The sequence below is a fragment of the Glycomyces sp. NPDC050141 genome (assembly GCF_055586545.1).
The window spans coordinates 95,998-122,743 of sequence record NZ_JBVJHZ010000009.1; the positions used below are offsets into that span (position 1 = coordinate 95,998).

Genomic DNA, 26,746 nt, shown 5'->3' on the forward strand with positions numbered 1-26,746 from the left:
TCCAATGTGATCCACACTCAAATGTTGCGAATCACCATATTAGCGAACAAATTGGTTTTTACTAGTCTGCTCTCGCAAACGCAACCCCCACCCCGTTCGCGGCGCGTCCCGCGTTCGCCCGGCCGTCACCTCAAGGTCGCGTCGCTCGTTACTCAAACGAGATCCAGTGAACAAGAAAGGCCTTCGCGTTGAGGACCCCTGCCGCCCGCACGCTCGCCGATTACGGCGTCATCGTCCGCCGCTCCTGGTGGCTCATCATCGGAACGGTGGCAGCGGCGCTGGCCGCCGGGTTCGCCTACACCTCGCTGAGCGAGGAAGTGTACGAGTCCACCTCCTCGGTCCTGGTGCTGCCCACCGCGAGCGACACCGCCGTAGCGGGCGCCCGCACCGCCGGGCAGGTCAACCTCGACACCGAGGCCCAGCTCGTCAAGTCCACCGAGGTCGCCGTCGCCGCCGCCGAGGCGCTCGGCTCCGACGACCCGGACGACCTCGTCTCGCGCGTGTCAGTGACCGTGCCGCCCAACACCGCCGTCCTGGAGATCGCCTTCCGCGCCGGGACCGCCGAGGCCGCCCAGGCCGGGTCCATCGCCTTCAGCGAGGCCTACCTGGACCACCGCCGCTCCGGGGCCACCGCGTCCCTGGAGAGCGCGATCGCCACCGCCCACGTCAGTCTCGACACGGTGAAGACCGACATCGCCGCCGCCGAAAGCGAACTGTCCGGGATGGACTCGGGCGACAACGGCCGCGCCAGGCTCGAATCCGACCTCGACGCGCTGCGCCAGCAGGCCGAGGAGATCGAGGCGGAGATCGCCGCGGTCGAGGCCCAGCAGGGCGCGATCACGCCCGGCCGCGTCATCAACCAGGCCTCCGTGCCCGGGGCTCCCGTGAGCCCGAACGCGATGTTCAACCTCGCCGCCGCGCTCGGCCTCGGCCTGCCGCTCGGCCTCATCCTCGCGTGGGCCCGGCACCGCCTGGCCCGGAAAGTGGCATACCCGACCGACCTGGTCGAACGCTGCGAACTCGACGTCCTCGCCACCGTGCCCCCGGCCGTGAAGTTCCAGCGCCGCGAGGTCTTCGGCGCCTACAGCCCCGGCGGCCGGGTGTTCTCCCAGCTCCGCAATGTCGTGTCCTCGCAGCTGACGCACGACCAGCGCGTCATCGTCGTCGCCGGTGTCGCCCCCGGGCCCGCCGCGAGCGTCGTCGCCGCGAACCTCGCCACCGCGATGGCCCGCGCGGGCGACCGCGCCACCGCCGTCGCCGCCAACCCGAGCACCACCGTCGGCCTGCCGGAGCTGTTCGGCACCGACTCGGTGCCCGGCCTCGCCGACGTCTGGTCCGGCCGGGTCGACCTCGCCGAGGCGACGCAGGCCGCGCCGAGGCAGCCCAGCCTCAACGTGATCGGCCCCGGCGCCGCCGCCCGCGCCACCGGGCCCACCAGCGAAGCCGCCGCAGAGACCTTCTCGAAGCTCGCCGAAGCCGGACGGTTCGTCGTCGTCGACGCGCCGCCGCTGTCGTGCAGCGCCGACGCGCAGCTGCTCGCCGGGCACGCCGACGCCGTGATCCTCGCCGTCCAGGCCGGACGCGACGCGATCGGCGAGACCGCCGCCGCCGCGCTGGCCATGCGCCAGATCGACACGCCGCTGCTCGGCGCCGTCCTGCTCCCGCACGTGCTCGGCCCGATGAACACGGTGCCGCTGCCTGGGGCGCGGCGCGAGATTCCCAGCGCACATGAAGTGTCGCAGGACGAGACGCCCACGGACTCCCTTGAGCCCGTTGAGGATGAAGAGGCCACGACGCAGGTCATGCCGACGGTGCCAACGGCCGCGGTCGAGTCGCGATGACGCTCCTCGCGGCCGCCCGCACGGCCGGGCGCGGCCGGATCGACCCTCAGGAACGCGGGGCCCGCGAAGGGGCCTCGCTCACCTGGCTGCTCGCGGGGTTCCCGCTGTGGTGGGCGCTCGGCATGGGCGTCCTCGTCATCCCGTTCGTCGCCGCCGTCGCGGCCGTGAAGCTGGTGCGCCGCAGGTCGATCGCGGTGCCGCCCGCGTTCGGCTGGTGGCTCCTGTTCCTCCTCGCGGTCACGCTCAGCCTCGCGAACCTCGGCGTCGACCCGCCGGGCACCGTGCCCGAGACGTGGTTCTCGAGCCTGCCAGGGGCGACGTTCCGGCTCGGCTTCTACTGCTGCTGCACCCTCATCGCCCTGTGGGCGTACAACCTCATCGCCGAAGGCAAGCTCCCGCGGCAGCGGCTCATCCGGCTCCTCGGCTGGCTGTTCGTCGTCACCGTCGCGGGCGGGTTCCTCGGCACGTTCTTCGGGTCGTTCGAGTACACGTCGCCGGTAGAGGCGCTGCTGCCGAAGGCCGTCGCGAAGGACGGGTTCGTCCAGTCGCTCGTGCACCCGGCGGCCGCGCAGACCATGGACTTCCTCGGGTACGAGACGCCGCGCCCGGCCGCGCCGTGGGGCTACACCAACACGTGGGGCAACAACTTCGCGATCACCGCCGTCTGGTTCGCGGTCGCCGCGTTCTGCACGCCGCTGAAGAACAAGTGGCGGGTGGCCGCGGTCGCGCTGCTCGTCGTCTCGCTCGTGCCCGCCGTGTACTCGATGAACCGGGGCCTGTGGCTCGGCCTCGCCGCCATCGCGGTCTTCGCGGCCTTGCGGCTGCTCGTCTCCGGCAGGCCAGGCGGGATGCTCGCCCTCGCCGGGGCCGGTTGCGCCGCAGTGCTGCTCGTGGTCCTCACACCATTGGGGACGGTGGTGCAGACGCGGCTCGACAACGGGCACTCCGATGAGGGCCGGGCGTTCTCCTCCGAGCGCGCGACCGAGCTCGTGGTCGAGCACTCCCCCGTGATCGGCTTCGGGTCGACCCGCAAGACCCTCGGCTCGGGCGAGTCCATCGCGGTCGGCCCCACGCCCGAATGCCCGCGATGCGGCGGGCGCACGCTCGGCGGGAACGGCCAGCTGTGGCAGGTCATGTTCGCGCACGGCATCCTCGGCACCGTCACGTACCTCGGCTTCGCGCTCGCGGTCCTATGGCGGTTCCGGCACGACCACACCGCGGTCGGCATCGCCGGGAGCGCCGTCGTCGGGTTTTCGCTGATCACGATGTTCTACTACAACGCCCTCGTCACGCCCCTCCTGTTCACCCTGCTCAGCTACGTCCTCCTCGCCGCGGGCCGCCTGCCCGAGGTGTCACACCACGGCCCAGAGACGGAGAACCGATGAGCCGAGCCCTGAAGACCGCCGACGATCTGCGCAGGCGCGCGACCTACCTGGCGGAGGTGGTCGACCAGCTGTACCCCGGTGCGGCGCAAGGGGACGCACCGCGCCCGTACATCGTCGTGCCCGGCCGCCGCAAGCCGCGCGTGCTCATCCCGGCCGCCGACCGCAAGGTCGCCGCGGCCGCGCTGACCCGCTACGCCCGGCCCGCCGCGCGCGGCGCGCGCCTCAAGCGCGACGCCGCCGTGTGGGCGCTGCGCCTCGGCGTCGACCGGATGCTGCTGCCCCACCGGATCAAGGTCGGCGGCGCCGAAGGCATCGACGACCACCTCGCGGCGGTGCTCGGCCACGAAGTGCACCTGAGCATCCACATCGGACCGGCACGGGCGAACCGCAAGCCGGTGCTGCAGATCCTCAACGGGGACGCCGAGACCGTCGCGTTCGCGAAGCTCGGCGTCAACCCGCTCACCCGCGAGCTCGTCGAGGCCGAGACGAACGCGACCCGGCGCCTCAGCGAGTTCTGCGAGCTCAAGCTGCTGCGCGTGCCCCGGCTCCTCCACTCGGGGAACTGGAACGGCCACAACCTGATGGTGACCTCCGCGCTCCCGTCCTGGGACGCCCCGTCCGAACTCGGGCCCGCCCGCCGCACCGCCGCCATGCGCGAGCTCGCCGACGCCTGCACCACCGTGCGCTCCCCGCTCGGCGAGTCCGACTACGCCGCACGGCTCCGCGCCCGGCTGAAGGACCTCACCGACCGGGGCGAGACCGACGCGGACACGCTCCAGACCGCCGGGGAGACCCTGCTCGACCGGTACGCCGGCACCGAACTCACTTTCGGTGCGTGGCACGGCGACTGGTCGCCGTGGAACACCCGCGAGACCGAGACCCTGGTGTACCTGTGGGACCTCGAGCGGTTCGAGACCGGCGTCCCCTATGGATTCGACGCCGCCCACTACCGGCTCCAGGACCACATCGTCACGCGCGGGGCCGACCCGACCACGGCCGTGCTCGGCCTCGTCGCCGAAGCCCCTTCCGTGCTGGCGCCCATGGGCGTCGCGCCCGCCGAGGCCGAACCGACCGCGCTGCTGTACCTCGTCGACCTCGCCGCCCGCTACATGGGCGACCAGGCCGAGCAGGCCGGAGCCGCGCTCGGAGCCCTCGGCCGCTGGCTCCTGCCCACGCTGCTGCGCCACATCGCCCGCCAGCGCACCGCTTCCGAGACAGGGGGCCAGCAATGAGCCAGCGAACGCTCCGCGAGCGCATCCCCGGCCAGTTGAAGGCCGTCGTCGGGCAGTCCTCCCGCACGTTCGGGCGCCTGACGGCCTCGTCCCGCATCCTGCCCGGCCTACTCGTGTGCGGCGGCCAGCGCTGCGGCACCACGTCCCTGTACCGGGCCCTGGCCCAGCACCCGGCGATCCTGAAACCGGTGTTCCACAAGGGCGTCCACTACTTCGACACCGGTTACGACAAGGGCATGGCCTGGTACCGGGGGCACTTCCCGACGCAGGCGGCCTCGCGGCGCATCGCCGACCACACCGGGCTCGCGCCGATCGGGTTCGAGTCGAGCCCGTACTACCTGTACCACCCGCTCGCGGCCCAGCGGTTCGCGCGGGACCTGCCGGGCGTCAAGGTGATCGTGCTGGTGCGCGATCCGGTCGAGCGGGCGTGGTCGCACCACGCGCACGAGGTGGCGCGCGGGTTCGAGCCGATCGCGGACTTCGAGGAGGCCGTGGCGGCCGAGGCCGCGCGGCTCGACGGGAAAGAGGAGGCCCTGCGGGCCGATCCTTCGCTGTACGACTTCGACCACCAGCACCACGCCTACACGGCTCGGGGACGGTACACGGACTACCTTGAGCCGCTTGCGGAGCTGGTGGGCCGGGACCGGGTGCTGGTGCTCGACTCCGGGGAGTTCTTCTCCAGGCCGGAGGACGCGTTCGAGCGCGTGCTGCGGTTCCTGGGGCTGCCGTGGCTCGGGGAGTTCGCCTTCGCGCGGCACAACGCGCGCGGGCGTCCCTCCCCGATGTCCGCGGCCCTGCGGGAGCAGTTGACGGACCTGTACGGGCCCACGGACGAGCGGCTCGCGGACTGGCTCGGGAGCGTGCCGAGTTGGCGGCGCTAGCCCACAGCACTGTCGCCGCCGGGGCCGAGGAGGACAGCCGGGCGGAGCTGCGCGGGACCGCGCGCGGCGGGCTCGTGAACCTCGTCGGCGCGGCGGTCTCGGGCCTCGGGGGCCTGGCGGTCACCTGGCTTGCGGCGGTGGCGCTCTCGCCCGCTGAGGCGGGCGCGTTCTTCGCGGCGACCTCGGTGTTCCTGCTGGCGGGGGCGATCGCGCGGCTGGGGACGCCGACGGGGCTCGTGTACTGGGTGGCGCGGCTGCACCAGAACGGGCGGGACGGCGCGGTCGGGTCGGTCCTGCGGCTGGGGCTGTGGCCCGCCGCGATCGTGTCGATGGCGACGGCGTTCGGGCTGCTGCTGGCCGCGCCGATGTTCCAGAGCCCGGACCTGGTGCGGCTCATCGCGGTGTTCCTGCCCGCGTCGGTCGCGATGGAGGCGCTGCTCGCGGCGACCCGCGGATACCGGCTCATGGGGCCTTCGGTCCTCATCGACAAGCTCGGGCGCACCGTGGCGCAGCTGGCGGGGCTCGGTGCGATCGCGTTGGCGGGCACCGCTTCACCGTTCACGATCACGTTGGCGTGGGTGCTGCCGTACCTGCCCGCGGCGGTCGCGGCGGGCTGGTACCTGCTGCGCAGGCACCGCCGTTCGCGCACCGATCCGGGGTTCCCGGACCGGGTGTCGGCCAGGGCGTTCTGGGGGTTCACGGCGCCGCGTGCGGCGGCGGGCGTGGCGCAGCTGGGGCTGCAGCGGCTCGACATCATCATGGTGGCGGCGCTGGCCGGGCTGGGCCCGGCGGCGGTGTACACGGTGGCGACGCGGTTCGTGATCGTCGGGCAGATGGCGTCGGGCGCGGTCGGGCAGTCGGTGCAGCCGCGGGCCGCGGCGGCGATGGCGGCCGGGAACCCGGCGGCGGCCAGGTCGCTGTACCAGGAGTCGACGGCGTGGATCGTGGCGCTGACATGGCCGGTGTACCTGGGCGTGGGTTTGCTCGCGGACTGGTACCTGCGGCTGTTCGGCGGCGAGTACGTCAGCGGCGACGCGCGGCTGGTCGTGTGGATTCTGGTGCCCGCCATGATGATCAGCTCGGCGTGCGGGGTGGTCGACTCGATGCTGGCGATGGCCGGGAAGACCTCGTGGCAGCTGATCGACGTCTCGATTTCACTCGTCGTCAACGTGGGGTTGAACCTGGCGTTGATCCCTTCCATGGGGGTCGTCGGCGCGGCGATCGCGTGGTCGGCCGCGGTTCTGGTCAATAATTTGGTTCCACTCGCGCAACTGTGGCGCACGTTCGGCCTGCACCCGTTCGGGGCGTTGACGAGGCGGGCGCTGTTCGCGGCCGGTCTCGGATTCGGGGTCCTGCCGCTGGCGGTCGCACCGCTCGGCCCGCTGTGGACGGCGGGCGCGCTCGCCGCCGCGGGCCTCGCGTGGGGGGTGGCGCTGGTGCGCTACCGGACCAGGATCTGAATCTGAAAGGGACTTCGTGGCCAGCAACTACACCGAGGTGTTCCAGGACCCGACCGCGGTAGAGAAGTACGCCGAGCGGACGTACGCGCCGGGGACGTTCTCGTCGATCGTCTCCACCCGGCAGGCCGGGTGGCTGCGGGGGTTCGTGCCGAACGCGTTCGGGGCCAAGCCGGTCCACCACGACTTCGCGTGCGGCACCGGCCGCGTCTCGCGGATGCTCGCCGGGCTGTGCGCGGTCTCGCACGGGTACGACACCTCTGAGGCGATGCTGCAGAAGGGCCGCGAGCTGGGCACTCCCGGGTACGCGCACCTGGTGCAGCCGGGCCTGGCCGCGCCTGAGGTCGACCCGGGCCGTCCGGCGCTGGTGACGGCGTTCCGGTTCGTGCTCAACGTGGACCTGCACCTGCGGGACCAGCTGATGGACTTCGCTGCGGCGGCGCTGCCGGACGCGGACGCGGGGCTGCTGCTGGTGGAGAACCACGGCAACGCCTCGTCGCTGCGGCACCTGCGCAAGACCTTCGGGCGCCTGGACGCGAGCACGTGGTTCCAGGAGCTGTCGCACCTGGAGATGCGCGACCTCTTCGCGCGCCACGGTTTCGACCTCGTCGGCGTCCAGGGCTTCACGCTGTTCACGCAGGGCTGCTACCGCGCGCCGTGGGGCTGGGCCGCGAAGACCGCCGACGCCGCCCTGGCGTCCCCCCTCTCCAAGTGGGCCACCGACGTCGTCTACATCGCCCGCCGCCGCTGACCGCTCAGGTCAGCCCGAGGATTCGGCGCAGGACGAGTTCGATCTTCATCATTTGAAGGCTGTCGACTGCGCCGACACGCTTGACGAACCGTTCGATCGAGATTGTTCGAAGGTGTTCGCACTGGGCGTAGCTGGTGACAGGAAGGACCTCTTCGAGCTCCACGTGCGTCGGGTATTCCTTTCGCGTCCGGGATATCGGGACGACCATCGGAATGCCGAAGCGGGCCATGTCGTCGCGGGAAACGATGATCACGGGGCGCTTGTGGCCCTGCTCATGTCCGATCGGATCGCCAAGGTCGCAGAGGTAGATGTCCCCCCGGTTCACAGGATGTCGCTCCAGTCCTCGGGCTCAAGCCCATCACCGAGGGAGCTCGCAAGCAGTTCACTCTCGCGCTGGAGGTCCGCTCTGGCTGCAGCGGTGCCCATGACCGCCCGCGCCCGCGCCCAGAACTCCTCTTCCTCAGCGACATCGATGGCGCGCTCGACCGCGCCGGCCATGGTCAAGTGTCGGTGCTCGGCGAGCTTCGCGATGCGGTCGCGAAGCTCGACCGGCACCTTAATGGTAGTCATCGAACTCATACCGTGAGTATACCACCAGGGATACCATTTGGGCTATCGGCGGCGCTGGCGGTAGGCCTCGATGAGGAGGCGGGCGGCTTCGGGGACGTCGTCTCTGAGGTAGCGGCGGGCGAGGCGGCGGGGTTCGGAGAGCATCCGGAAGAGCCATTCGGTGCCGGTGCGCTGCATCCATTTGGGGGCGCGGCGGCGGTACCCGGCGATGAAGTCGATGCTGGCGCCGCAGCCGAGGAACCAGGCGCCGGGGGCGGCCGCGCGCAGGCGCACGCACACGAACTCCTGCTTGGGGAAGCCGAGGCCGACGTACACGAGGTCGGGGGCGGCGGCCTCGACGCGTTCGACGAGCGCCCGCCACTGGGATTCATCGCGGTCGAAGCCCATGGGCGGGCACCAGGCGCCGACGACCTTGAGGCCGGGGTAGCGGGCTTCGAGGAGGTCGGCGGCGCGTTCGGTGGGGCGCGCGGCGCCGTCCGGGGTGCCGCCCAGGAGGGCGATGCGCAGGCCGCGGGTGGCGGCGGCCTCCGAGAGGGACCAGACGAGGTCCGAGCCCGCGACGCGGGCCGGGAGCGATGTCCCAGCCACTTTGGAGGCCCACACTAGGGGCGCGCCATCGGCGACCACGAGGTCGCACGCGCCGATGACGGCGCGCAGCTCGCGGCTCCTGCGGGCGGCGGCGACGATGTCGACGTTCGGGGTGACGATCTGGCCGCCGCGCCCGGCTTCGAGCGCGTCGAGCACGCGCGCCACGGCCTCGGCCTCGGTGACCGGGTCGATGGCGATGCCGCCCAAGGTGATGCGGGGGGAAGGCGCGCCGCCGAGGCGGTCCGCGCGCGAAGGGCCCAAACGCTCCATGCGATCAGACGTTAGAGGTCCGCGTGCGATTTTCCGGGAAATTCGGCGACAGGGCGTGTCCCCCACCCCACCCCGGGTCGTTATACGAATCATCAAGGGGCATCTGCAGGTTTCCGAGCCCGGCTCGGATCGCGGCCCCCGAAGCAGTTGAGCACCAGGGTGAGCGAGGGATCAGTGAGCGTGAAGATCGCCGACACGGCCGAGCAGTCCGAGAACCGCGTCAAAGTGGTCTTCATCGGGGGCCTCGGACGCAGCGGCACGACGCTCCTCGAACGCCTGCTCGGCCAGCTCCCCGGCGTCGTCCCCCTCGGCGAGATCACCCACCTGTGGGAGCGGGACCTGGTCGGCAACGAGATGTGCGCCTGCGGGGCCACGTTCTCGCACTGCGAGTTCTGGCAGCGGATCGGGCAGCGCGCCTTCGGTTCCTGGGAGCAGGTCGACGTCGAGCGACTCAACGCCCTGAAAGCTACTGTGGACCGCACCCGGCACATCCCGGCGCTCGCGGCCAAGCGGCTCGCGCCCGCGCAGCACCAGCTCGTCACCGAGTACGCCGAGTACTTCGAGAAGATCTACACCGCCGCCGCGAAGGACACGCGCGCGCAGGTCGTGGTCGACTCCTCCAAGCACGCCTCGCTCGCCTACTGCCTCAGGTGGTCGCCGAAGATCGACCTGCGGGTGCTGCACGTCGTGCGCGACTCGCGCGGCGTCGCCTACTCGTGGACGAAGAAGGTCGCGCGCCCCGAGTCCCCCACGGGCGACCAGATGACCCGCTACTCCCCCGCGAAGGCCGCGATGCTGTGGAACGCGCAGAACGCTGCGTTCAGCCTCCTCGCGAGGCGCGGGGTGCCGGTGCGGCGGGTCCGGTACGAGCGCGTCATCCAGCGCCCGCGCAAGGTCATCGCCTCGCTGGGCCGCTTCTGCGGCCTGGACCTGACCGAATCGGACTACAACTTCATCGGGGACGGCTGGGCCGACCTCGGCCCGAGCCACTCGGCGGCCGGGAACCCGATGCGGTTCACCGTGGGGCGCATCCCGATCTACCCCGACGAGGCCTGGACGGCGGACCTGCCCGACGGCACCCGCCGCATGGTCTCCACCCTGACCCGGCCCCTCCTGGGCCGCTACGGCTACCTCGACGAAGAGGAGGCCCCCGTGGACGAACCTGTCTTGGAAGAGGTGATCGCCCGTGACTGACTGGCCTTCGGTGGGCGTCGTCATCCCCACGCACAACCGCCCCCAGCAGGTGCGCGCGGCGCTGCGCTCGGTGCTGACCCAGTTCTACCCCGGTGACATCGAAGTGGTGGTGGTCTTCGACCGCGCCAAAGTGGACGAAGACCTCGCCGAAGACGGCGAGCGGCCCGTGCGGGTGGTCAAGAACGACCGCACGCCCGGTCTCGCGGGGGCCCGGAACACCGGGATCACCGCGCTGGACACCGATCTCGTGGCGTTCCTCGACGACGACGACGAGTGGCTGCCCGGGAAGCTCGCCGCACAGGTGACCGCGCTCGGCACCGAGGCCGAGCTGTGTACTACCGCTATCGAGGTCGACTACCGGGGCCGGCGCAACTCGCGGCTCGCGCAGAAGACCATGGTGCGCCACGGCGACCTCCTGCGCTCGCGCATGATGATGCTGCACTCCTCGACGTTCCTGTTCCGCCGCTCGGCGCTGCTCGGCGGGCTCGGGCTCGTCGCCGAGGACGCCCCGGGGAGCCAGAACGAGGACTGGGACATGCTCCTGCGCGCCTCCAGGCGGCGCCCGATCGCGCACGTCGACGTGCCGTACGCGCTCGTCAACTGGGCCGGTTCGCACTTCGAGACCCGTTGGGACACCAAGATCTCCTCGCTGCGGTGGATACTCGACCGCCACCCCGAGATCCACGGCAGCCCCGAGGGCGCCGCGCGCGTCTACGGCCAGATCGCGTGCTGGCACGCCGCCACCGGCGACCGCAAGGAGGCCCTGCGATGGGCGCTGCGGGCGACCAAGGCGAACCCGGGCGAGCCCCGCGCGGCCGTCGCCGCCGCCGCAGCAGCGGGCATCGTCGGCGTCCCCGCCGTCATGGCCGCGCTGCACCGCAGAGGCCGCGGCATCTGACTCCAGGCCCGATAGGTGCTGGTCATACGAAAAGGCCCCGGAACCTGGCGGTTCCGGGGCCTTACGAGTTGTTCCTCAAGCGGGCCTTAGCCCTTCTTGCGGAGCTCCTCTTCGTTCTTGTGCAGGTCCTCGAGGCCACCGCACATGAAGAACGCCTGCTCGGGGAAGTGGTCGTACTCGCCCTCAGCGATCTTCTTGAAGGCCTCGACGGTCTCCTTGACGGGGACGAACGAGCCCTCGACGCCGGTGAACTGCTTCGCCGCGAACGTGTTCTGCGACAGGAAGCGCTCGATACGGCGCGCACGGCCCACGACGAGCTTGTCCTCTTCCGAGAGCTCGTCCATGCCGAGGATGGCGATGATGTCCTGCAGCTCGTTGTACTTCTGCAGGATCTGCTTCACCTGGGACGCCACCGCGTAGTGCTCCGCACCGACGACCTCGGGCTCCAGAATGCGGGAGTTCGAGGCGAGCGGGTCGATAGCCGGGTAGATGCCCTTGTCGGAGATCTTCCGCTCGAGGTTCGTCGTCGCGTCCAAGTGGGTGAACGCGGTGAACGGCGCCGGGTCGGTGTAGTCGTCCGCGGGGACGTACACGGCCTGCATCGAGGTGATGGCCTTGCCGCGCAGCGAGGTGATGCGCTCCTGGAGCTCACCCATCTCGTCCGCCAGGGTCGGCTGGTAACCCACGGCCGAGGGCATGCGGCCCAGCAGCGCGGAGGTCTCCGAACCGGCCTGCGTGAAGCGGAAGATGTTGTCGATGAAGAGCAGCACCTCCTGGTTCTTCACGTCGCGGAAGTACTCGGCCATCGTCAGGGCCGACAGGGCGACGCGGAGGCGCACCCCCGGCGGCTCGTCCATCTGGCCGTAGACCAGCGAGGTCTTCGGGAGCACCCCGGCCTCGGCCATTTCGGCGATGAGGTCGTTGCCCTCACGGGTGCGCTCGCCGACACCGGCGAACACGGAGGAACCGCCGAAGTTCTGGGCGACACGGATGATCATCTCCTGGATGAGCACCGTCTTGCCCACGCCGGCGCCGCCGAACAGGCCGATCTTGCCGCCCTTGACGTAGGGGGCGAGCAGGTCGATGGCCTTGATGCCGGTCTCCAGCATCTCGGTCTTCGGCTCCAGCAGCGCGAACGCCGGGGCGTGGCGGTGGATCTCCCAGTAGTCGTCGGCCTCGAGCGTCTCGCCCTCTTCGAGGTTGAGGCACTCACCGAGGACGTTGAAGACCTTGCCCTTGATGCCGTCGCCGACCGGGACCTTGATCTGGGCACCGGTGTCGCGCACCTCGGTGCCGCGGACCATGCCGTCGGTCGGGGCCATGCAGATGCCGCGGACCTGGTTGTCACCCAGGTGCTGGGCGACCTCCAGGGTCACGGTCTTCTTCGTGCCCGCATATTCGATGTCGACATGCAGAGCGTTGAAGATCGCCGGGATGGCGTTGCGAGGGAACTCGACGTCGACGACCGGCCCGATGACCCGTACGACGCGCCCCACTCCTTGAGTGTCAGTCATCGTTACTCTCTTCCTGCGGCGGAAAGGGCCGAGGCCCCGCCCACGATTTCGCTGATCTCCTGCGTGATCGCCGCCTGCCGCGCCGCGTTCGCGCTCCGCCGCAGGGTCTTGATCATTTCATCGGCATTGTCCGTCGCGGCCTTCATGGCCCGACGCCTCGACGCCGACTCGCTGGCCGCCGCGTCGATCAACGCCGCGTAGATACGAGTCGTCAAGTACTTCGGCAGCAGCGCGTCGAGCAGCGCCTCCGGGTTCGGCTCGAACTCGTAGTCCGGGAGGAGGACGTGCTCTTCGAGCTCTTCCTCTTCCACCTCTTCGACCTCGAGGGGAGCCAATTGCCGCGGTTCAGGGGTCTGCGTCAGCAGTGAGACGAACTTGGTGTGCACGATGTGCAGCTCGTCCACTCCGAGGATACCGTCCGCTCCCGCGTCGTCACCCTCGTCGTCGGCGCCGGACATGAACGCCGCGAGCAGCGTCCGCGTGATCTCCTGCGCGTCCGAGACCTTCGGCTGCTGGGAGAACCCGATCCAGGACTGCTCGATCTCGCGGGACCGGAACTTGTAGTACTCGACGCCCTTGCGGCCGGCGACGTACAGGATCGGCTGCTTGCCCTCTTCGGCAAGACGGGAGACCAGCTGCTCGGCCGTGCGGATGACGTTGGCGTTGTAGCCGCCGCACATCCCCTTGTCCGCCGTGACCACCAGCACGCCCGCGCGCCGCACCGCTTGACGCGGCTGCAGCAGCGGGTGGTTGATCGACGCGTTGCTCGCAAGCGAGGTCATCACGCCGGTCATGGCCCGGGCGTACGGCAGCGAAGCCGCGACCCGTTCCTGCGCCTTGGCGATCCGGCTGGTCGCGACCAGCTCCTGCGCCTTGGTGATCTTCTTGATGGACTGGGTCGACTTCAGCCGCTTGCGCAAGGTACGAAGCTGCGCTGACATGGCTAACCCTTCTTGACGCGCTTGACGGTCTCGACGTCCACGTCGCCCTCGAGGGCGTCTTCAGCGGTGTCGGTCACGTGCAGGTCGTCGGCGGTGGCCTTGAACATCTGCTTGAACTTGGCGATCGCGCGCTTGAGGGTGTCCTCGATCTCGCCAGCCACCTTCGTGTTGCCCGCGGTGAGCTGGGCGACGACGTCCTTGTGGTTGGCGCGCATGTAGGTGAGGAACTCGTTCTCGAAGCGGCGGATCTCGCCGACGGGGACGTCGTCGAGCTCGCCCGAGGTGCCCGCCCAGATCGAGATGGTCTCCTCGCCCATCGGGTACGGCTCGGCCACACCCTGCTTGAGGAGCTCGACCATGCGCAGACCGCGGTCCAGCTGGGCCCGCGACGCGGCGTCCAGGTCGGACGCGAAAGCCGCGAAGGCCTCCAGGTCGCGGTACTGGGCCAGGTCGAGGCGCAGCGAACCCGCGACGCCCTTCATGCCCTTGGTTTGGGCCGCGCCACCGACACGGGAGACGGACGTACCGACGTTGATGGCCGGACGCACACCCGAGTTGAACAGGCCCTCTTCGAGGAAGACCTGGCCGTCGGTGATCGAGATGACGTTGGTCGGGATGAACTGCGAGATGTCGCCGGCCTTGGTCTCGATGATCGGCAGACCCGTCATCGAACCCGCGCCCAGCTCGTCCGAGAGCTTCGCGCAGCGCTCGAGCAGACGCGAGTGCAAGTAGAAGACGTCGCCGGGGAAGGCCTCGCGGCCCGGGGGACGACGCAGCAGCAGCGACACCGTGCGGTACGCCTCGGCCTGCTTCGACAGGTCGTCGAAGACGATGAGGACGTGCTTGCCGCCGTACATCCAGTGCTGGCCGATGGCCGAACCGGTGTAGGGGGCCAGGTACTTCAGGCCCGCGGGCTCGTCGGCGTTGGCCGCCACGATGGTCGTGTACTCCATCGCGCCGTGCTCTTCGAGCATGCCCTTGATGCCGGCGACGGTGGAGCCCTTCTGGCCGACCGCGACGTAGATGCAGCGCAGCTGCTTGTTCGGGTCGCCGGACTCCCAGTTGGCCCGCTGGTTGATGATCGTGTCGATCGCGACCTGCGTCTTGCCGGTCTTGCGGTCGCCGATGATCAGCTGGCGCTGGCCGCGCCCGATCGGGGTCATCGCGTCGATGGCCTTGATACCGGTCTCGACCGGCTCGCCCACCGACTGGCGGTTGATGACGTTGGGGGCCTGGGCTTCGAGCTCGCGCTCGCCCTCGGCCTCGATCTCGCCCAGGTCGTCGATGGGGTTGCCCAGGGCGTCGACGACGCGGCCCAGGAACTTGTCGCCCACGGGCACGGAGAGGACCTTGCCGGTGCGCTTGACGGTCTGGCCCTCGCCGACCTTGGTGGGGTCGCCGAGGAGGACGGCGCCGATCTCGCGCACGTCGAGGTTCAGGGCCAGGCCCATCACGCCGCCCTCGAACTCCAGGAGCTCGTTGGCCATGACGGAGGGGAGGCCCTCGACGACGGCGATGCCGTCGCCTGCGGAGGTGACGGTGCCGACCTCTTCGCGGGTGATCTCCGGCCGGTACGACGAGACGTAGGCGTCGAGCGCACTGCGAATCTCGTCAGAGGAGATGGTCAATTCAGCCATCTGAACGGTTACCTTTCTGTTGTTACCGGCTGGATCAGCGTCCGGCCAAGGCTTGGCGGGCTTCGTCGAGGCGGCGCGAGACGGTACCGTCCCACAGCTCCGAGCCGACTTGCACTCGGATGCCCCCGACGATCGCGGGGTCGACCGTGACCTTGAGCGCCACCGGGCGCCCGTAGACCAGGGTCAGCTTGGCGGCGAGCTGACGCTCCCCGGCCTCGTCGAGCGGCTTCGCCACGGTCACGTAGGCCACGGCCTCGTCGCGAGCCGCCGCGGCGGTCTCGACCAGGTGGGCCAGCGAGGCGTGGAAGCTGCGCCCGCCGATGCCGAAGCACGCAGCGGACGCCAGCTTCACCGTCACCGGCTCGGCCTTGCCGTCGAGCAGCTGCTCGACGAGCGCGGCCCGGCCCTTCGGGTCGGTGCCCGAAGCGCCCAGGACCGAGGCCAGTTCGGCGTCGCCGTCGACGAGCCGCCCGAAGCGGAACAGCTCGTCTTCGACGTTCGCCAGGCTGCCGTCCGTGGCGGCGGCGAGGAGCAGGGCCGAAACGGCCAGCTGCTCGGTGCCGTCGACCAGTTCGGACGGCTTGCCCCAGCGGCCGCGCACGAGCGAGGCCACCACGTCAGCGGCGGTCGCGCCCACTTGGGCCGCGATGAGCCCGCGGACCAGGCCCTCCCGGTCGTCCGCCGTGCGGGCGGGGTCGGACAGGGCGCGACGCAGCCGAGGCTGGTCGACGAGGAACCGCGTCACTCCCAGCAGCTGATCGCCGCACTCGGTGAGCTGCTCGGCCGAGGCGCCGGAGGCAGCGGCCTCCAGCACGGCCCGGCCGGCCTCGATGCTTTCGCGTCCAGTCGTCGACATCAGCGAGCTCCGCTCGTCTCGGCCGTCTCGTCGGCGATCTGGCTGAGGAACTGGTCCACAGTCGCCGTCGTGTCGGCGTCGCCGGCGAGGCGCTGGCCGATGATCTTCCCGGCCAGGTCGACGGCGAGGTTGCCGACTTCGCTGCGCAGCTCGCGGACGAGCTGCTGGCGGGAGGCCTCGACCTGCGCGTGACCGGCCGCGATGACGCGGTTGGCCTCTTCGCGGGCGGAGACGAGGATCTCCTCCTTGGCGGCCACTGCGTCGGCACGAGCCTCGTCGCGGATCGCGGCGGCCTCTTCCTGCGCGGTGGCGAGCTTGCGGCGGTATTCCTCAAGCGTCTGATTGGCCTCTTCTTGAGCCCGCTCAGCCCGCTCGATGCCGCCTTCGATCGCGTCCACTCGTGCCTCGAAGGTCTTCTCCATCATGGGGAAGACGAACTTCATGAGCACGAAGCACAGCAGACCGAAGGCGATGGCGCCGACCAGGATCTCTTGCCAAATCGGGAAGAGAATCTGGGCGCCTCCTTCTTCGGCGGCGAGAATCATGTTCGCTCCGTGAGGTGGCTAGTTAGTTGATGAACGCGAGGACGAGGCCGAACAGGGCCAGCACCTCGACGAGGGCGAAGCCCATGAACAGCATCGGGCGGGTGATACCGGCCGACTCGGGCTGGCGCGCGGTGGCGGTGATCCACGCGGCGAAGATCAGGGCGACACCGATACCGGGGCCGATTGCGGCGAGGCCGTAACCAATGACGCTGACGGAGCCTTCCATGGCGTTTTCTCCTAGGTGTCAGCGTGGCGTGTCTATCACGCCACGATGTTGTTCAATTGCGAAAAACTGTGTGGTTTGAGGGGTGGAAGTCGGTGAGCCTCTAGTGCTCGTCCGCGAGGGACCCCTGGATGTACATGCCCGTGAGCAGAGTGAACACGTAGGCCTGCAGCAGGATGACGATGAGCTCGAACAGCGTCATGGCGATGCCCATGGCGAACGAGAAGACCGACAGCCCTTGGATGAAGACGTTGCCCGAGTTGAGCATCTCGAATCCGCCGAGGATGAACACCAGCAGGATGAGGTGGCCGGCGAACATGTTCGCGAACAGTCGCAGCGCCAGGGTGACCGGCCGCAGGATGAGGTTCTGCAGGAACTCGATCGGGATGAGCAGCGGGTAGATGAACCACGGGGCGCCCGGGGGCACGCAGGTGATCTTCAGGAAGCCGATGAACCCGTGCTTCTTGAAGCCCACGGCCATGTAGATGACCCACGACAGGACACCGAGCATCGCGGGGAACGCGATGTGGGCCATCGGGGAGACCTGGATGCCGGGCACGATGGCCCAGAAGTTCATGACGAGGATGAACAGGAACAGCGTCGCGAGGTAGGGGGCGAACTTGACGCCCTCCTTCTTGCCCATCTGGTCGATGGCGACGGTGTTGCGGATGAACCCGTACGCGGATTCAGCGATCCACTGCTTCTTGGTGGGCACGATCTGCGGCTTGCGGTACGCCCACAGGAAGAAGACGATGAGCACGGCGACGCCGAGCCAGACCGCGAAGGTGATCGTGGTGAACACGTGGGCGAGGGCGGTGTCGCTGAGACCCGTGAACCAGTCCCGGAAATCAAAGCTGTGGATGCCGGGCGGGAAGTGGGAGTCCCCTTCGGCCAGCACGGTGGCTGAGTCGGTCACGCGAGTCACGCCTCTCAGTCAGTGTCGGTCAAGTTACGGCGACATCTGCTTGATCAGCAGGTACATCCCTGCTGCAGCACCGACAAGCATCCCTACCAGGAGCCCGACTCTGGGCAGATCGAGCCACAGGTCGACGAGATATCCAAGGCCACCCCAGAAGACGATTCCGGAGACGAGGTATCCCAGCGCACGCCAGCCCATATCCGAACCGTCTGGTTGCGGCTTTTTCTCAGGGGGGTGTTTGTCGGCCATGTCGAGCTGAACTCTAACAGCTACTACACAGGAACTGCCCAGCGGGTTCGCTGAGATGAGCGCCATCTGTGCGGCGTTGTCAACCTCTAAGAAACACCGTGTGTCGCGTGGGGCGTCAAGATTTCGTCAAGAACTCTGATCGAGCTCGATGTAGGGAATCTTCGCCTTGTAGGCCCAGGCGACCTGGGTGGCGAGCCACGCGACGGCACCGCCGATCACGCCGTAGGCGAAGGGGAGCAACGCGTCGGGGACGGCGGTCTTGACGATCGTGAGGACCGTGAGGACCAGCGCCAGCTTGATCGAGTATGTGATCAAGGCCATAGGCAAAGTGAGACGCAGATCAAAGGTCTCCGCGAATGCGACCGCCACCGCAGAACCCGCGAAACCCAAGGCGGCCAAGGCTACTCCAGCTGGAGCGGCCCACGCGCCGGTCCCCCCGGCTGTGATGCCGCCGACGACCGCGGCGATGACCGCCGCGATTCCGGCGACGAGGAAGCACGGCTTCAAGAAGCCCCTGGCGTTCTTCATCAGCGCGGCTCCAATGCGGCCGCGACGGGCTTCAGCGCCGTCTCGAGCTGGTCGGCGATCTGCGCGTAGACCGCCTGCCGCATCCCCCACGGGTCGGCGAGGTCGAGCTCGGCGTACTCGCCGCGCCGCGCGTCGGCGGCGTCGACGAGGGCCTTGCCGCGCACGGCGGTGTCGCCGTCGGGCAGAGCGTCAGCGAGGTCGGCTGCCATCGGCCCGAACGAGCGGACGAGGAAGGTCTTCGCGACCGCTTCGGGGAAGCGCTCGGCGACGTACTCCAGGTGCCCGATGGTGGCGACGAGGATGAGGTCCGAGGCCTCGACGTGCTCGCGCAGCAGGTGCCGGGCCCGGTGGCCGTCGGGGTCGTAGCCGCGCGACTCGAGCTCGGTCATCGCGTTGTGCTGCATGTTCTCGCCCTCGTGGAAGGCCGAGATGCCCGCACCGTGGTTGAGCACGTCCTCGCCGGTGAGCCCGGCGAGGATGCGCTCGGACATGGGCGACCGGCAGATGTTGCCGGTGCACACGTGCAGCACGGTGAAGGGCGAGGTCACGCGGATTCCTCTTCGGCCTTCGGCTCGTCGGCGTCCGCTGCGGCCGCCTCGTCTTCCTCGGGCTCGTCGTCCTCGGGGCCCTCGCCGGGGCCGTAGCCGTCGCGGTCGAGGGTGTCGGGCACGATCTTGCGGATCTGCTCCAGGCTCAGCGCGCCCAGCCGCAGGATCTGCGGCGGGTGCGCGACGCAGTCGATGATCGTGGACGGCTGGTCGTCTTCACTCGGCCCGGCCTCCAGGTACACGGAGACGTCGGAGCCGAGCTGGGCCTTCGCGTCGGCGGCGGTCTCGGCCGGGGGCTGGCCGGTCTTGTTCGCCGAGGAGACGGCCATCGGGCCGGTCTCCTTGAGCAGCTCGATCGCGAGCGGGTGCAGCGGCATGCGCACCGCGACCGTCCCGTCGGTGTCGCCGAGGTCCCAGGTCAGGGACGGGGTGTAGGGCACCACGATGGTGAGCGGCCCGGGCCAGAACGCCTCGATGAGGTCCTTGGCGGAGTCGGGGATGTCGGAGGCGATGCCGTCGAGGGCCCGCTTCGAGCCGATGAGGACCGGCGGCGCCATGTCGCGCCCGCGGCCCTTCGCGGCGAGCAGCGCCTTGACCGCGGTGGGATTGAACGCGTCGCAGCCGATGCCGTAAACGGTGTCGGTGGGGAGTACGACGAGCCGACCGCCGGTCACGGCCCTGGCCGCGGACTTCAACCCGGTCGCGCGGTCCTTGATCTTCCTGCAATTGAACAGCCTCACGGCGACAAGCCTAGCCTTCCCGTCGCGAACCTCGGCCGCCCCGCCAGGTCGTCGTGGTCCTCGGTGTCGGTGAATCCGCTGACGTTCAGGATCTCGGGCGCGACGGTGCCATGGGTGTCGTCGTGCTCGAACCCGAACCAGCCGCCGGGTTTGAGCCAGCCCGCGGCACGTACGGCGAGCGGCTGGATCACGGCGAGGCCCGCTTCGGCGGCGTAGACGGCGCCGTGAGGGTCGAAGTCGACCTCCGGCGCGACCTCGATGTCGAAGGGGACATACGGCGGGTTCGCGGTGACGAGGTCGACCGCGCCGTCGAGTTCGGCGAGCGTCCCGGCCGCTGTCGCATCGGCGAGCACCGGGGTCGCGCCGGTCCCGGCGAGGTTCGATTCGAGCCATTCGAAGGCGTCGGGGTCGACCTCGACGGCCCACACGGTGACGTCGGGCCGCTCGGTCACGATCGCGTGCGCGACCGCCCCGGATCCCGAGCACGCGTCGATCACGGTGCCGCCCTTGGGAAGGCGCGTCAGCGCCCAGTCCACGAGCAGTTCGGTCTCGGGCCGGGGCACGAACACGCCGGGCCCGACCGCGAGCTCGCCGTAGCGGAACGCGGCCGACCCGGTCAGGTGCTGCAGCGGCTCGCGGGCGGTGCGGCGCACCACGAGCGCGTCGAACACCGCGAGCTGCGCGGCGGTCGGCGCGTCGGCGATGAGCAGCTGCGCCCGCTTGAGCCCGGAGACGTGCGCGGCCAGCAGCTCGGCGTCGACCCGCGGGGAGTGGACGCCGGCCGCTTCGAGCCGCTTCGCCGCCAAGGCGATGGCCTGGGGCCAGGTCATTACTCGGTACCGCGCGCCATGCGCTCGGCCCGGTCAGCGGCGGCGAGGGCGTCGAGCGCCTCGTCGAGCGCGCCGTCCATGACCTGGTCGAGGTTATAGGCGGTGAAGCCGACGCGGTGGTCGGTGAGCCGGTTCTGCGGGAAGTTGTACGTGCGGATGCGCTCGGAGCGGTCCGCGGTGCGCACCTGAAGCAGGCGTGCCGCACCGGCCGCAGCCGCGGCTTCCTCCTGCTGCTTGGCGAGCAGGCGGGCGCGGAGCACCTTGATCGCGGCCTCCTTGTTCTGGAGCTGGCTCTTCTCGTTCTGGCTCGTCACGACCACGCCGGTGGGCGTGTGCGTGAGGCGCACCGCGGAGTCGGTCGTGTTGACCGACTGGCCGCCGGGACCGGAAGAGCGGTAGACGTCCACGCGCACGTCGTTCATGTTCAGCTCGAAGTCGACCTCTTCGGCCTCGGGCATCACGACCACCGCGGCGGCGGAGGTGTGCACGCGGCCCTGCGACTCGGTCACGGGCACGCGCTGCACGCGGTGCACGCCGCCCTCGAACTTCATGCGCGACCACACGCCGTTGCCGCCCTCAGGGGTGCCCTTGGTGCGCACGGCGATCGAGGAGTCCTTGACGCCGCCGAGGTCGGTCGGCACCATTTCGAGGGTCTCGACGGTCCAGCCCTGGCGCTCGAAGTACCGCAGGTACATGCGCAGGAGGTCCCCGGCGAACAGGCCGGACTCCTCGCCGCCCGCGCCCGCCTTGATCTCGATGATGACGTCCTTCGAGTCGTCGGGGTCGCGCGGGACCAGCAGTTCGGCCAGCTTCTCCTCCAGGACCGGGATGCGCTTGCGCAGGCTCTCGGCCTCCTCCGCGAAGTCCGAGTCCTCCTTCGCCAACTCCTCGGCGGTCTCGAGGTCGTCCTTCGCGGTGGCGATGTCCTCGGCGGTCTTCGCGATCGGCGAGAGCTCGGCGTACCGCCGGCCGACACGCCGGGCCTGCGCCTGGTCGGCGTGCAGCGCCGGGTCGCCCATCTGGACCTCGAGGTCCTTGTACTCGGCGAGCAGCGATTGCAGGCGGTTGTCGGCAGCGGTAGTCATTGCGGTTCCTTCGAATGAGCCTTGCGAGCAGTCAACTGATACGAAAAACGCAGCGCCCGCGTCAATAGACACGAGCGCTGCGCGGCAAAGCTACTTGGCAGCCTGAGCGGCCTTCTCCTGCGTCTTGGCGTAGCGGGCCTTGAACTTGGCCACGCGACCGCCGGTGTCGAGGATGCGCTGCTTACCGGTGTAGAACGGGTGGCACTTGTTGCAGGTCGCAGCCTGGATCTTGCCACTGGCCACCGTCGACCGGGTGGTGAACGCGTTCCCGCAGGAGCAGGTCACCTCGGTGACGACGTACTGGGGGTGGATCCCGTCTTTCATGACTTCCCTTTCGTATCGGTCGCCGGGTCGGCCGAAACCGTGAACCGGAACCGCATCAGGCCCGCGAGCGGGCGCTAGTGGGGTGCGCGACCTGCGCACCAGCTACCTATGTTAAGGCGTGAGGCCGCTCTCAACCAGGGCGGCCTCACGTCTCACACGATTACTCGCCGGGCGTGTTCTTGACGATCTGCATCAGGAACTCGGCGTTCGTCTGCGTCTTCTTCAACCGGTCGATCAGCAGGTCGATCGCCTGCTGCGGGTCGAGCGACGACAGGACCCGGCGGAGCTTCAGCATCACTGCCTGCTCCTCGGGGCTCATCATGAGCTCGTCCTTGCGGGTGCTCGACTGGTGCACGTCGATCGCGGGCCACGTGCGCTTCTCGGAGATCTTGCGGTCGAGCTTGAGCTCGGCGTTACCCGTGCCCTTGAACTCTTCGAAGATCACCGTGTCGCCCATGGAGCCGGTCTCGACCAGCGCCGTGCCGATGATGGTCAGCGACCCGCCGTGCTCGATGTTCCGCGCCGCGCCGAGGAAGCGCTTCGGCGGGTACAGCGCCGTCGAGTCGATACCACCGGACAGAATGCGGCCGGAAGCGGGCGACGAGTTGTTGTACGCGCGGCCCAGTCGCGTGATCGAGTCGAGCAGCACGACCACGTCGTGGCCGAGCTCGACCAGGCGCTTGGCGCGCTCGATCGCGAGCTCGGCGACCGTGGTGTGGTCCGACGGCGGGCGGTCGAAGGTCGAGGCGATGACCTCGCCCTTCACCGAACGCTGCATGTCGGTGACCTCTTCGGGCCGCTCGTCCGCGAGGACCACCATGAGGTGGCACTCGGGGTTGTTCGTGGTGATCGCGTTGGCGATCGCCTGCAGCACCATCGTCTTACCGGCCTTCGGCGGGGAGACGATGAGGGCGCGCTGGCCCTTGCCGATCGGAGCGACGAGGTCGATGACGCGGGTGGTGATCGCGTTCGGCTCGGTCTCCAGGCGCAGGCGCTCCTGCGGGTAGAGCGGCGTGAGCTTGTAGAACTCGTCGCGCTTCTTCGCGTCGTCGGGGCTCATCCCGTTGACGGTGTCGAGGCGGACCAGCGGGTTGTACTTCTCGCGGCGCTGCTGCTGCTGCTTGCCGCCCTGGCCGTTCGTCTCCTCGCCGCCACCGCGGCTGGGCTTGACGGCGCCGGTGATGGCGTCGCCGCGGCGCAGGCGGTACTTGCGGACCTGCGACATCGAGACGTACACGTCGTCCGGGCCGGCGAGGTAGCCGGTGGTGCGGATGAACGCGTAGTTGTCGAGGATGTCGAGGATGCCGGCGACGGGCACGAGCTGCTCGTCGTTCTGGACGCCGCCGCCGGTGTTGCCACCGCGCTCGGGCGACTCGTCGCGCCCGCCGCGCTGGCGGCGGTCGGAGCGGTCGCGGCGCTTGCGGCGGCGGTTGTCGCCGTCGCCGTCGCGGGGACCGCGGTCGTCGTAACCGTCGTCCTCGTTGCGGCGCTCGCGGGTCTCGGTGCGGGCCTCGGACTGCTCCGAACGCTCGGCGCGCTCAATGCGCTCCGGGCGGTCCTCGCGGCGGCCGTTCTCGCGACCGCCTTCGCGGTTCTCGCGTCCGCGTTCGCGGCTCCGACGGCGCTGCGGACGGTCCTCATCGGACTCGATGGTCGCAACGGACGACGACTGGGCTTCGGGCTCAACGGCTTCGGTCTGACGCTCTTCACGGCGACGCGGCTGCGGCGGACCGGCCGGGCGGGTCGCCCGGCGGGCGGCGGTGCCGCCCTTGGCCTCTGCACTCTCGGAGCCGTTGTCGGCGGGCGCGGCGTCGACTGTGGTCGACGGGGCCTCGGCGATGGGCGTTTGGTCAGAGTCAGGCACTGGCGGGGCCTCCTTTTCCGCGCTGGCACCGCCGGGCTGCGAGCCCGCATCCTGCCGTTCCTGGATGGCGGCGATCAGCTCGCTCTTGCGCATCCGGCCAACGCCGGTGATGCCGAGCGATTGCGCCATCTGCTGGAGCTCGGGCATCAGCATAGAGGCCAGACCGGTTCCTGCCCGACGGCGCTTCTTGGCTTCCGGAATCTCTTCCGCAGCCGAAGCCTCATCGCTCATCCGGTCCGACGTCGTGCCGGTGGTGTCGCTCAATGGATTCCTTCCCTGGCGGAACTTCGAAGTGGATTCGAGGAGTTTCCGCGTCTTTCAAATAGCCGCAATGCCGATGTTCTGGTCTGCGTCCCGCCATCGCTTCGGCCGCTTCCGGTCACGACGTGACCTCGGCGGTTGGAAGACGACAGTTGACACTGGGTGCAACACCCCTGGGCTGTCCGCTGAGCAGACGGTCCTGATCGTGGTGAGCAGCCTCTGGGCCTGCGACTGGACAGCTTGCGATGAATGATCGTGCACGGTGAGACACGTGATTGCGATCTCCGCTGATTGCGATCCTCGCCTTTGCGATCCGATCCGGGCGGAGGCCCGGCGCCACAAGCGGACAGCGACTGTTCCTTGGTCGAAACCGTGCCATGCCACGCTGGAGCTATGCAAAGTCACAAATCCATGGTTGAGGGTGATGACCCAAACAAGAGATCAGGCGTGCGCTGGATGCGCCGCAGCTGTTGTGACCACAAGCATAAGCAAGGCTTCGAGCAGTCACGACACCGGGTGGTCGTCTAACTGGAATGGTAGCGCACTCTTCCCATTCTCAACAACGGACCCGAGGATCACTCGTTCGGGGAGGTCGCGACCTGTACGGCACCGTCGGCGACTTCCAGGCGCATGGCCTCGAAACCGGCGGGGACTTCGGGGACGCGCGCGTCGTCGACCGTTAGTGCGAGCACCGTGGGACCCGCACCGGAGATCGCGGCTGCGATTCCAGCGGAGCGCAATGCCCTCAACAAATGGGTGCTTTCCGGCATTCCCTTGGCCCGGTACGACTGGTGCAGCCGGTCGTCAGTGGCGTCGAATAGGCGCGACGGGTGGTGCGTGATCGCAGCGGCGAGCAGCGCGGAGCGGGAGAGGTTGAACACCGCGTCGGTGTGCGGGACCTTCTCGGGCAGGGCCGCACGGGCGACCGAGGTCAGGCCCCTGGACTGCGGCACGAACACCCACGGGTGGACGCGCGGCGACGGGTCGAGGCTGATCGCCTTCGCGCCGTCCCCTGTGGAGTAGGCAATGGTGAAGCCGCCGAGGAGGCACGGGGCGACGTTGTCCGGGTGGCCCTCGATCTCGCTGGCCAGGGCCAGTTTCTGCGCGCGGGTCATGCCCGCACCGGCGAGGGCGTCGGCGAGCATGATGCCCGCGACGATCGCCGCCGACGAGGAACCGAGACCGCGCGCGTGCGGGATGCGGTTGCGGCACTTGACCTTCAGGCCCGGGGCCGAGAGACCGAGGTGCTTGAAGGTGCGCAGCATCGTGGCGGCCACGAGGTGGCGTTCGTCGAGGGGCACGGTGCCCTCGCCTTCACCCTGGACTTCCACGGTGACGGCGGTGCCGCTCGTGGCCTCGGCCGTGACCTCGTCGCAGAGGTCGAGGGCGAGGCCGAGCGAGTCGAAGCCGGGGCCGAGGTTGGCGGAGGTGGCCGGGACCCGCACGGTGGCGCGGGGCCCGCCCTCGGCGACGCTTGCGGAGCTGTAACTTTGCAGAGCGAAGGCCTCCAACTAAAGACCCAGGGCAGTAGCGGTCTTGACCACGTCCACGGGCACGGTGTGCGGCTGCGGCGCGGTGGAGACGGCCCAGTCGGGGTCCTTGAGCCCGTTGCCGGTGACGGTGCAGACGATCGTCTGTCCCTTCTCGACCCAACCGGCTTCGGCCTGCTTGAGGAGCCCGGCGACCGAGGCGGCCGAGGCGAGCTCGACGAAGACGCCTTCAGAACGGGCGAGGAGCATGTACGCGGCGTGGATCTCGCGGTCGGTGGCGGCGATGATGTCGCCGTTCGACTCCTTCTTGGCGTCGAGCGCCTTCGTCCACGAGGCCGGGTTGCCGATGCGGATGGCGGTGGCGATGGTCTGCGGGTGCTCCACGACGTGGCCGTCGACGATCGGGGCCGAGCCGGCGGCCTGGACGCCGAGCATCCGGGGCAGCTTCTTCGAGTTGCCCGCGGCGTGGTCCTCGTTGTAGCCCAGCCAGTACGCGGTGATGTTGCCCGCGTTGCCGACCGGGAGGCAGTGGATGTCCGGGGCGTCGCCGAGGACCTGCACGACCTCGTACGCGGCGGTCTTCTGCCCGAGGATGCGGTTGTAGTTCAGGTGGTTGACGAGCGTCACCGGGTACTCGGCGGCGAGCTTGTCGGCGATGGCGAGGCAGTCGTCGAAGTTGCCGTCGACCTGGAGCACCTTCGCGCCGTGGACGAGCGCCTGGGCGAGCTTGCCGAGGGCGATCTTCCCGGCCGGGATCAGCACCGCGCACGTGATGCCCGCGCGGGCGGCGTAGGCGGCGGCCGAAGCGGAGGTGTTGCCCGTGGAGGCGCAGATGACGGCCTTCGAGCCGTCCTCGACGGCCTTCGAGACCGCGAGCGTCATGCCGCGGTCCTTGAAGGAGCCGGTCGGGTTCAGGCCCTCGACCTTCAGGTAGACGTCGCAGCCGGTCTTCGCGGAGAGGACCGGGGCGGGCAGCAGCGGGGTGCCGCCCTCCTGCAGGGTGACCACGGGGGTGGCGTCGGTGACCGGGAGCCGGTCGCGGAATTCCTCGATGAGGCCGCGCCACCCCGGGCGCCCGCTTGGCGAAGCTTGCGAGCCATAAATTGGCACAGTGCCAGTGGACAT

General features: G+C 69.5%; 28 protein-coding genes. 8 read left to right on the forward strand and 20 right to left on the reverse strand.

Annotated elements, in window-relative coordinates; genetic code table 11:
- The first annotated feature begins 188 nt into the window (after positions 1-188).
- From ACZ60M_RS08200 to ACZ60M_RS08225, 6 genes are read left to right on the forward strand one after another with little or no spacing between them, the layout of a single operon-like run.
- Positions 189-1,841, forward strand: coding sequence for a Wzz/FepE/Etk N-terminal domain-containing protein (locus ACZ60M_RS08200; RefSeq protein ID WP_465415948.1), 1,653 nt, complete (start codon positions 189-191; stop codon positions 1,839-1,841).
- Positions 1,838-3,226, forward strand: a complete 1,389-nt coding sequence (locus ACZ60M_RS08205) for a hypothetical protein (protein ID WP_465415950.1) — start codon at positions 1,838-1,840, stop codon at positions 3,224-3,226. Before ACZ60M_RS08200 ends, ACZ60M_RS08205 begins: the two co-directional genes overlap by 4 nt.
- Positions 3,223-4,458 carry a hypothetical protein gene (locus ACZ60M_RS08210; protein ID WP_465415952.1) on the forward strand — a complete coding sequence of 412 codons (1,236 nt, stop codon included), beginning with the start codon at positions 3,223-3,225 and terminating at the stop codon, positions 4,456-4,458. The genes ACZ60M_RS08205 and ACZ60M_RS08210 overlap by 4 nt, the downstream gene beginning before the upstream one ends.
- A complete protein-coding gene (locus ACZ60M_RS08215) occupies positions 4,455-5,339 on the forward strand; it encodes a sulfotransferase family protein (RefSeq protein ID WP_465415954.1) in 885 nt (294 codons plus the stop codon). The genes ACZ60M_RS08210 and ACZ60M_RS08215 overlap by 4 nt, the downstream gene beginning before the upstream one ends.
- Positions 5,327-6,799 (forward strand): MATE family efflux transporter, encoded by a 1,473-nt coding sequence (locus ACZ60M_RS08220; protein ID WP_465415956.1) that lies wholly within the window; start codon positions 5,327-5,329, stop codon positions 6,797-6,799. Before ACZ60M_RS08215 ends, ACZ60M_RS08220 begins: the two co-directional genes overlap by 13 nt.
- 16 nt (positions 6,800-6,815) lie before the next feature.
- Positions 6,816-7,547, forward strand: a complete 732-nt coding sequence (locus ACZ60M_RS08225; protein ID WP_465415958.1) for a methyltransferase domain-containing protein — start codon at positions 6,816-6,818, stop codon at positions 7,545-7,547.
- A 4-nt stretch (positions 7,548-7,551) separates the two neighbouring features.
- On the opposite strand, the gene ACZ60M_RS08230 is transcribed toward ACZ60M_RS08225, so the two are convergent.
- Genes ACZ60M_RS08230 through ACZ60M_RS08240 form a run of 3 tightly spaced genes read right to left on the reverse strand, consistent with a single transcriptional unit; the run spans position 7,552 to position 8,975 of the window.
- Complete coding sequence (locus tag ACZ60M_RS08230) at positions 7,552-7,872, reverse strand: type II toxin-antitoxin system PemK/MazF family toxin (RefSeq protein WP_465415960.1); 321 nt, start codon at positions 7,870-7,872, stop codon at positions 7,552-7,554.
- Positions 7,869-8,126, reverse strand: coding sequence for a hypothetical protein (locus ACZ60M_RS08235; RefSeq protein WP_465415961.1), 258 nt, complete (start codon positions 8,124-8,126; stop codon positions 7,869-7,871). Before ACZ60M_RS08235 ends, ACZ60M_RS08230 begins: the two co-directional genes overlap by 4 nt.
- A gap of 33 nt (positions 8,127-8,159) precedes the next feature.
- Entirely contained in the window at positions 8,160-8,975 is an 816-nt protein-coding gene (locus ACZ60M_RS08240) for a WecB/TagA/CpsF family glycosyltransferase (RefSeq protein WP_465415963.1), read from the reverse strand.
- A gap of 174 nt (positions 8,976-9,149) precedes the next feature.
- Between ACZ60M_RS08240 and ACZ60M_RS08245 the strand changes: the two genes are divergently transcribed.
- Positions 9,150-10,169, forward strand: a complete 1,020-nt coding sequence (locus ACZ60M_RS08245) for a sulfotransferase (protein WP_465415965.1) — start codon at positions 9,150-9,152, stop codon at positions 10,167-10,169.
- Positions 10,162-11,067 carry a glycosyltransferase family 2 protein gene (locus ACZ60M_RS08250; RefSeq protein ID WP_465415967.1) on the forward strand — a complete coding sequence of 302 codons (906 nt, stop codon included), beginning with the start codon at positions 10,162-10,164 and terminating at the stop codon, positions 11,065-11,067. The genes ACZ60M_RS08245 and ACZ60M_RS08250 overlap by 8 nt, the downstream gene beginning before the upstream one ends.
- An 86-nt stretch (positions 11,068-11,153) precedes the next feature.
- Here the strand turns inward: ACZ60M_RS08250 and atpD are convergent, their stop codons facing one another.
- The 17 genes from atpD to thrC form a co-directional block, all read right to left on the reverse strand.
- The gene (gene atpD / locus ACZ60M_RS08255) at positions 11,154-12,581 is read right to left on the reverse strand and encodes a F0F1 ATP synthase subunit beta (protein ID WP_465415969.1); all 1,428 of its coding nucleotides are present in this window, start codon (positions 12,579-12,581) and stop codon (positions 11,154-11,156) included.
- Positions 12,582-12,583: 2 nt separating this feature from the next.
- Positions 12,584-13,522, reverse strand: a complete 939-nt coding sequence (locus ACZ60M_RS08260; RefSeq protein ID WP_465415971.1) for a F0F1 ATP synthase subunit gamma — start codon at positions 13,520-13,522, stop codon at positions 12,584-12,586.
- A gap of 2 nt (positions 13,523-13,524) precedes the next feature.
- The gene (atpA, locus tag ACZ60M_RS08265) at positions 13,525-15,159 is read right to left on the reverse strand and encodes a F0F1 ATP synthase subunit alpha (protein WP_465415972.1); all 1,635 of its coding nucleotides are present in this window, start codon (positions 15,157-15,159) and stop codon (positions 13,525-13,527) included.
- A gap of 34 nt (positions 15,160-15,193) precedes the next feature.
- Positions 15,194-16,015, reverse strand: coding sequence for a F0F1 ATP synthase subunit delta (locus tag ACZ60M_RS08270; protein WP_465415975.1), 822 nt, complete (start codon positions 16,013-16,015; stop codon positions 15,194-15,196).
- Positions 16,015-16,560, reverse strand: coding sequence for a F0F1 ATP synthase subunit B (locus ACZ60M_RS08275; protein WP_465415977.1), 546 nt, complete (start codon positions 16,558-16,560; stop codon positions 16,015-16,017). The genes ACZ60M_RS08270 and ACZ60M_RS08275 overlap by 1 nt, the downstream gene beginning before the upstream one ends.
- Positions 16,561-16,582: 22 nt before the next feature.
- Positions 16,583-16,786, reverse strand: a complete 204-nt coding sequence (locus tag ACZ60M_RS08280; protein WP_125246947.1) for an ATP synthase subunit c family protein — start codon at positions 16,784-16,786, stop codon at positions 16,583-16,585.
- A 100-nt stretch (positions 16,787-16,886) separates the two neighbouring features.
- Positions 16,887-17,699, reverse strand: a complete 813-nt coding sequence (gene atpB, locus ACZ60M_RS08285; RefSeq protein WP_465415979.1) for a F0F1 ATP synthase subunit A — start codon at positions 17,697-17,699, stop codon at positions 16,887-16,889.
- Positions 17,700-17,732: 33 nt separating this feature from the next.
- On the reverse strand, positions 17,733-17,951 hold the full coding sequence (locus ACZ60M_RS08290) for an AtpZ/AtpI family protein (RefSeq protein ID WP_392962780.1): 219 nt from the start codon (positions 17,949-17,951) through the stop codon (positions 17,733-17,735).
- A gap of 126 nt (positions 17,952-18,077) precedes the next feature.
- Complete coding sequence (locus tag ACZ60M_RS08295) at positions 18,078-18,479, reverse strand: hypothetical protein (RefSeq protein WP_465415981.1); 402 nt, start codon at positions 18,477-18,479, stop codon at positions 18,078-18,080.
- Positions 18,479-19,027: an arsenate reductase/protein-tyrosine-phosphatase family protein gene (locus ACZ60M_RS08300; protein ID WP_465415983.1), complete on the reverse strand. Its 549-nt coding sequence runs from the start codon at positions 19,025-19,027 to the stop codon at positions 18,479-18,481. Before ACZ60M_RS08300 ends, ACZ60M_RS08295 begins: the two co-directional genes overlap by 1 nt.
- Positions 19,024-19,767, reverse strand: coding sequence for an L-threonylcarbamoyladenylate synthase (locus ACZ60M_RS08305; RefSeq protein ID WP_465415985.1), 744 nt, complete (start codon positions 19,765-19,767; stop codon positions 19,024-19,026). Before ACZ60M_RS08305 ends, ACZ60M_RS08300 begins: the two co-directional genes overlap by 4 nt.
- Positions 19,764-20,597, reverse strand: a complete 834-nt coding sequence (gene prmC / locus ACZ60M_RS08310; RefSeq protein WP_465415987.1) for a peptide chain release factor N(5)-glutamine methyltransferase — start codon at positions 20,595-20,597, stop codon at positions 19,764-19,766. The genes ACZ60M_RS08305 and prmC overlap by 4 nt, the downstream gene beginning before the upstream one ends.
- Positions 20,597-21,682 carry a peptide chain release factor 1 gene (gene prfA / locus ACZ60M_RS08315; protein WP_465415989.1) on the reverse strand — a complete coding sequence of 362 codons (1,086 nt, stop codon included), beginning with the start codon at positions 21,680-21,682 and terminating at the stop codon, positions 20,597-20,599. Before prfA ends, prmC begins: the two co-directional genes overlap by 1 nt.
- A gap of 90 nt (positions 21,683-21,772) precedes the next feature.
- Positions 21,773-22,006 (reverse strand): 50S ribosomal protein L31, encoded by a 234-nt coding sequence (rpmE, locus tag ACZ60M_RS08320; protein WP_208495325.1) that lies wholly within the window; start codon positions 22,004-22,006, stop codon positions 21,773-21,775.
- Positions 22,007-22,166: 160 nt separating this feature from the next.
- Positions 22,167-24,134 (reverse strand): transcription termination factor Rho, encoded by a 1,968-nt coding sequence (gene rho, locus ACZ60M_RS08325; RefSeq protein WP_465415991.1) that lies wholly within the window; start codon positions 24,132-24,134, stop codon positions 22,167-22,169.
- A gap of 572 nt (positions 24,135-24,706) precedes the next feature.
- Positions 24,707-25,576, reverse strand: a complete 870-nt coding sequence (thrB, locus tag ACZ60M_RS08330) for a homoserine kinase (protein ID WP_465416070.1) — start codon at positions 25,574-25,576, stop codon at positions 24,707-24,709.
- Between the two features lie 66 nt (positions 25,577-25,642).
- Entirely contained in the window at positions 25,643-26,746 is a 1,104-nt protein-coding gene (thrC, locus tag ACZ60M_RS08335) for a threonine synthase (protein ID WP_465415993.1), read from the reverse strand.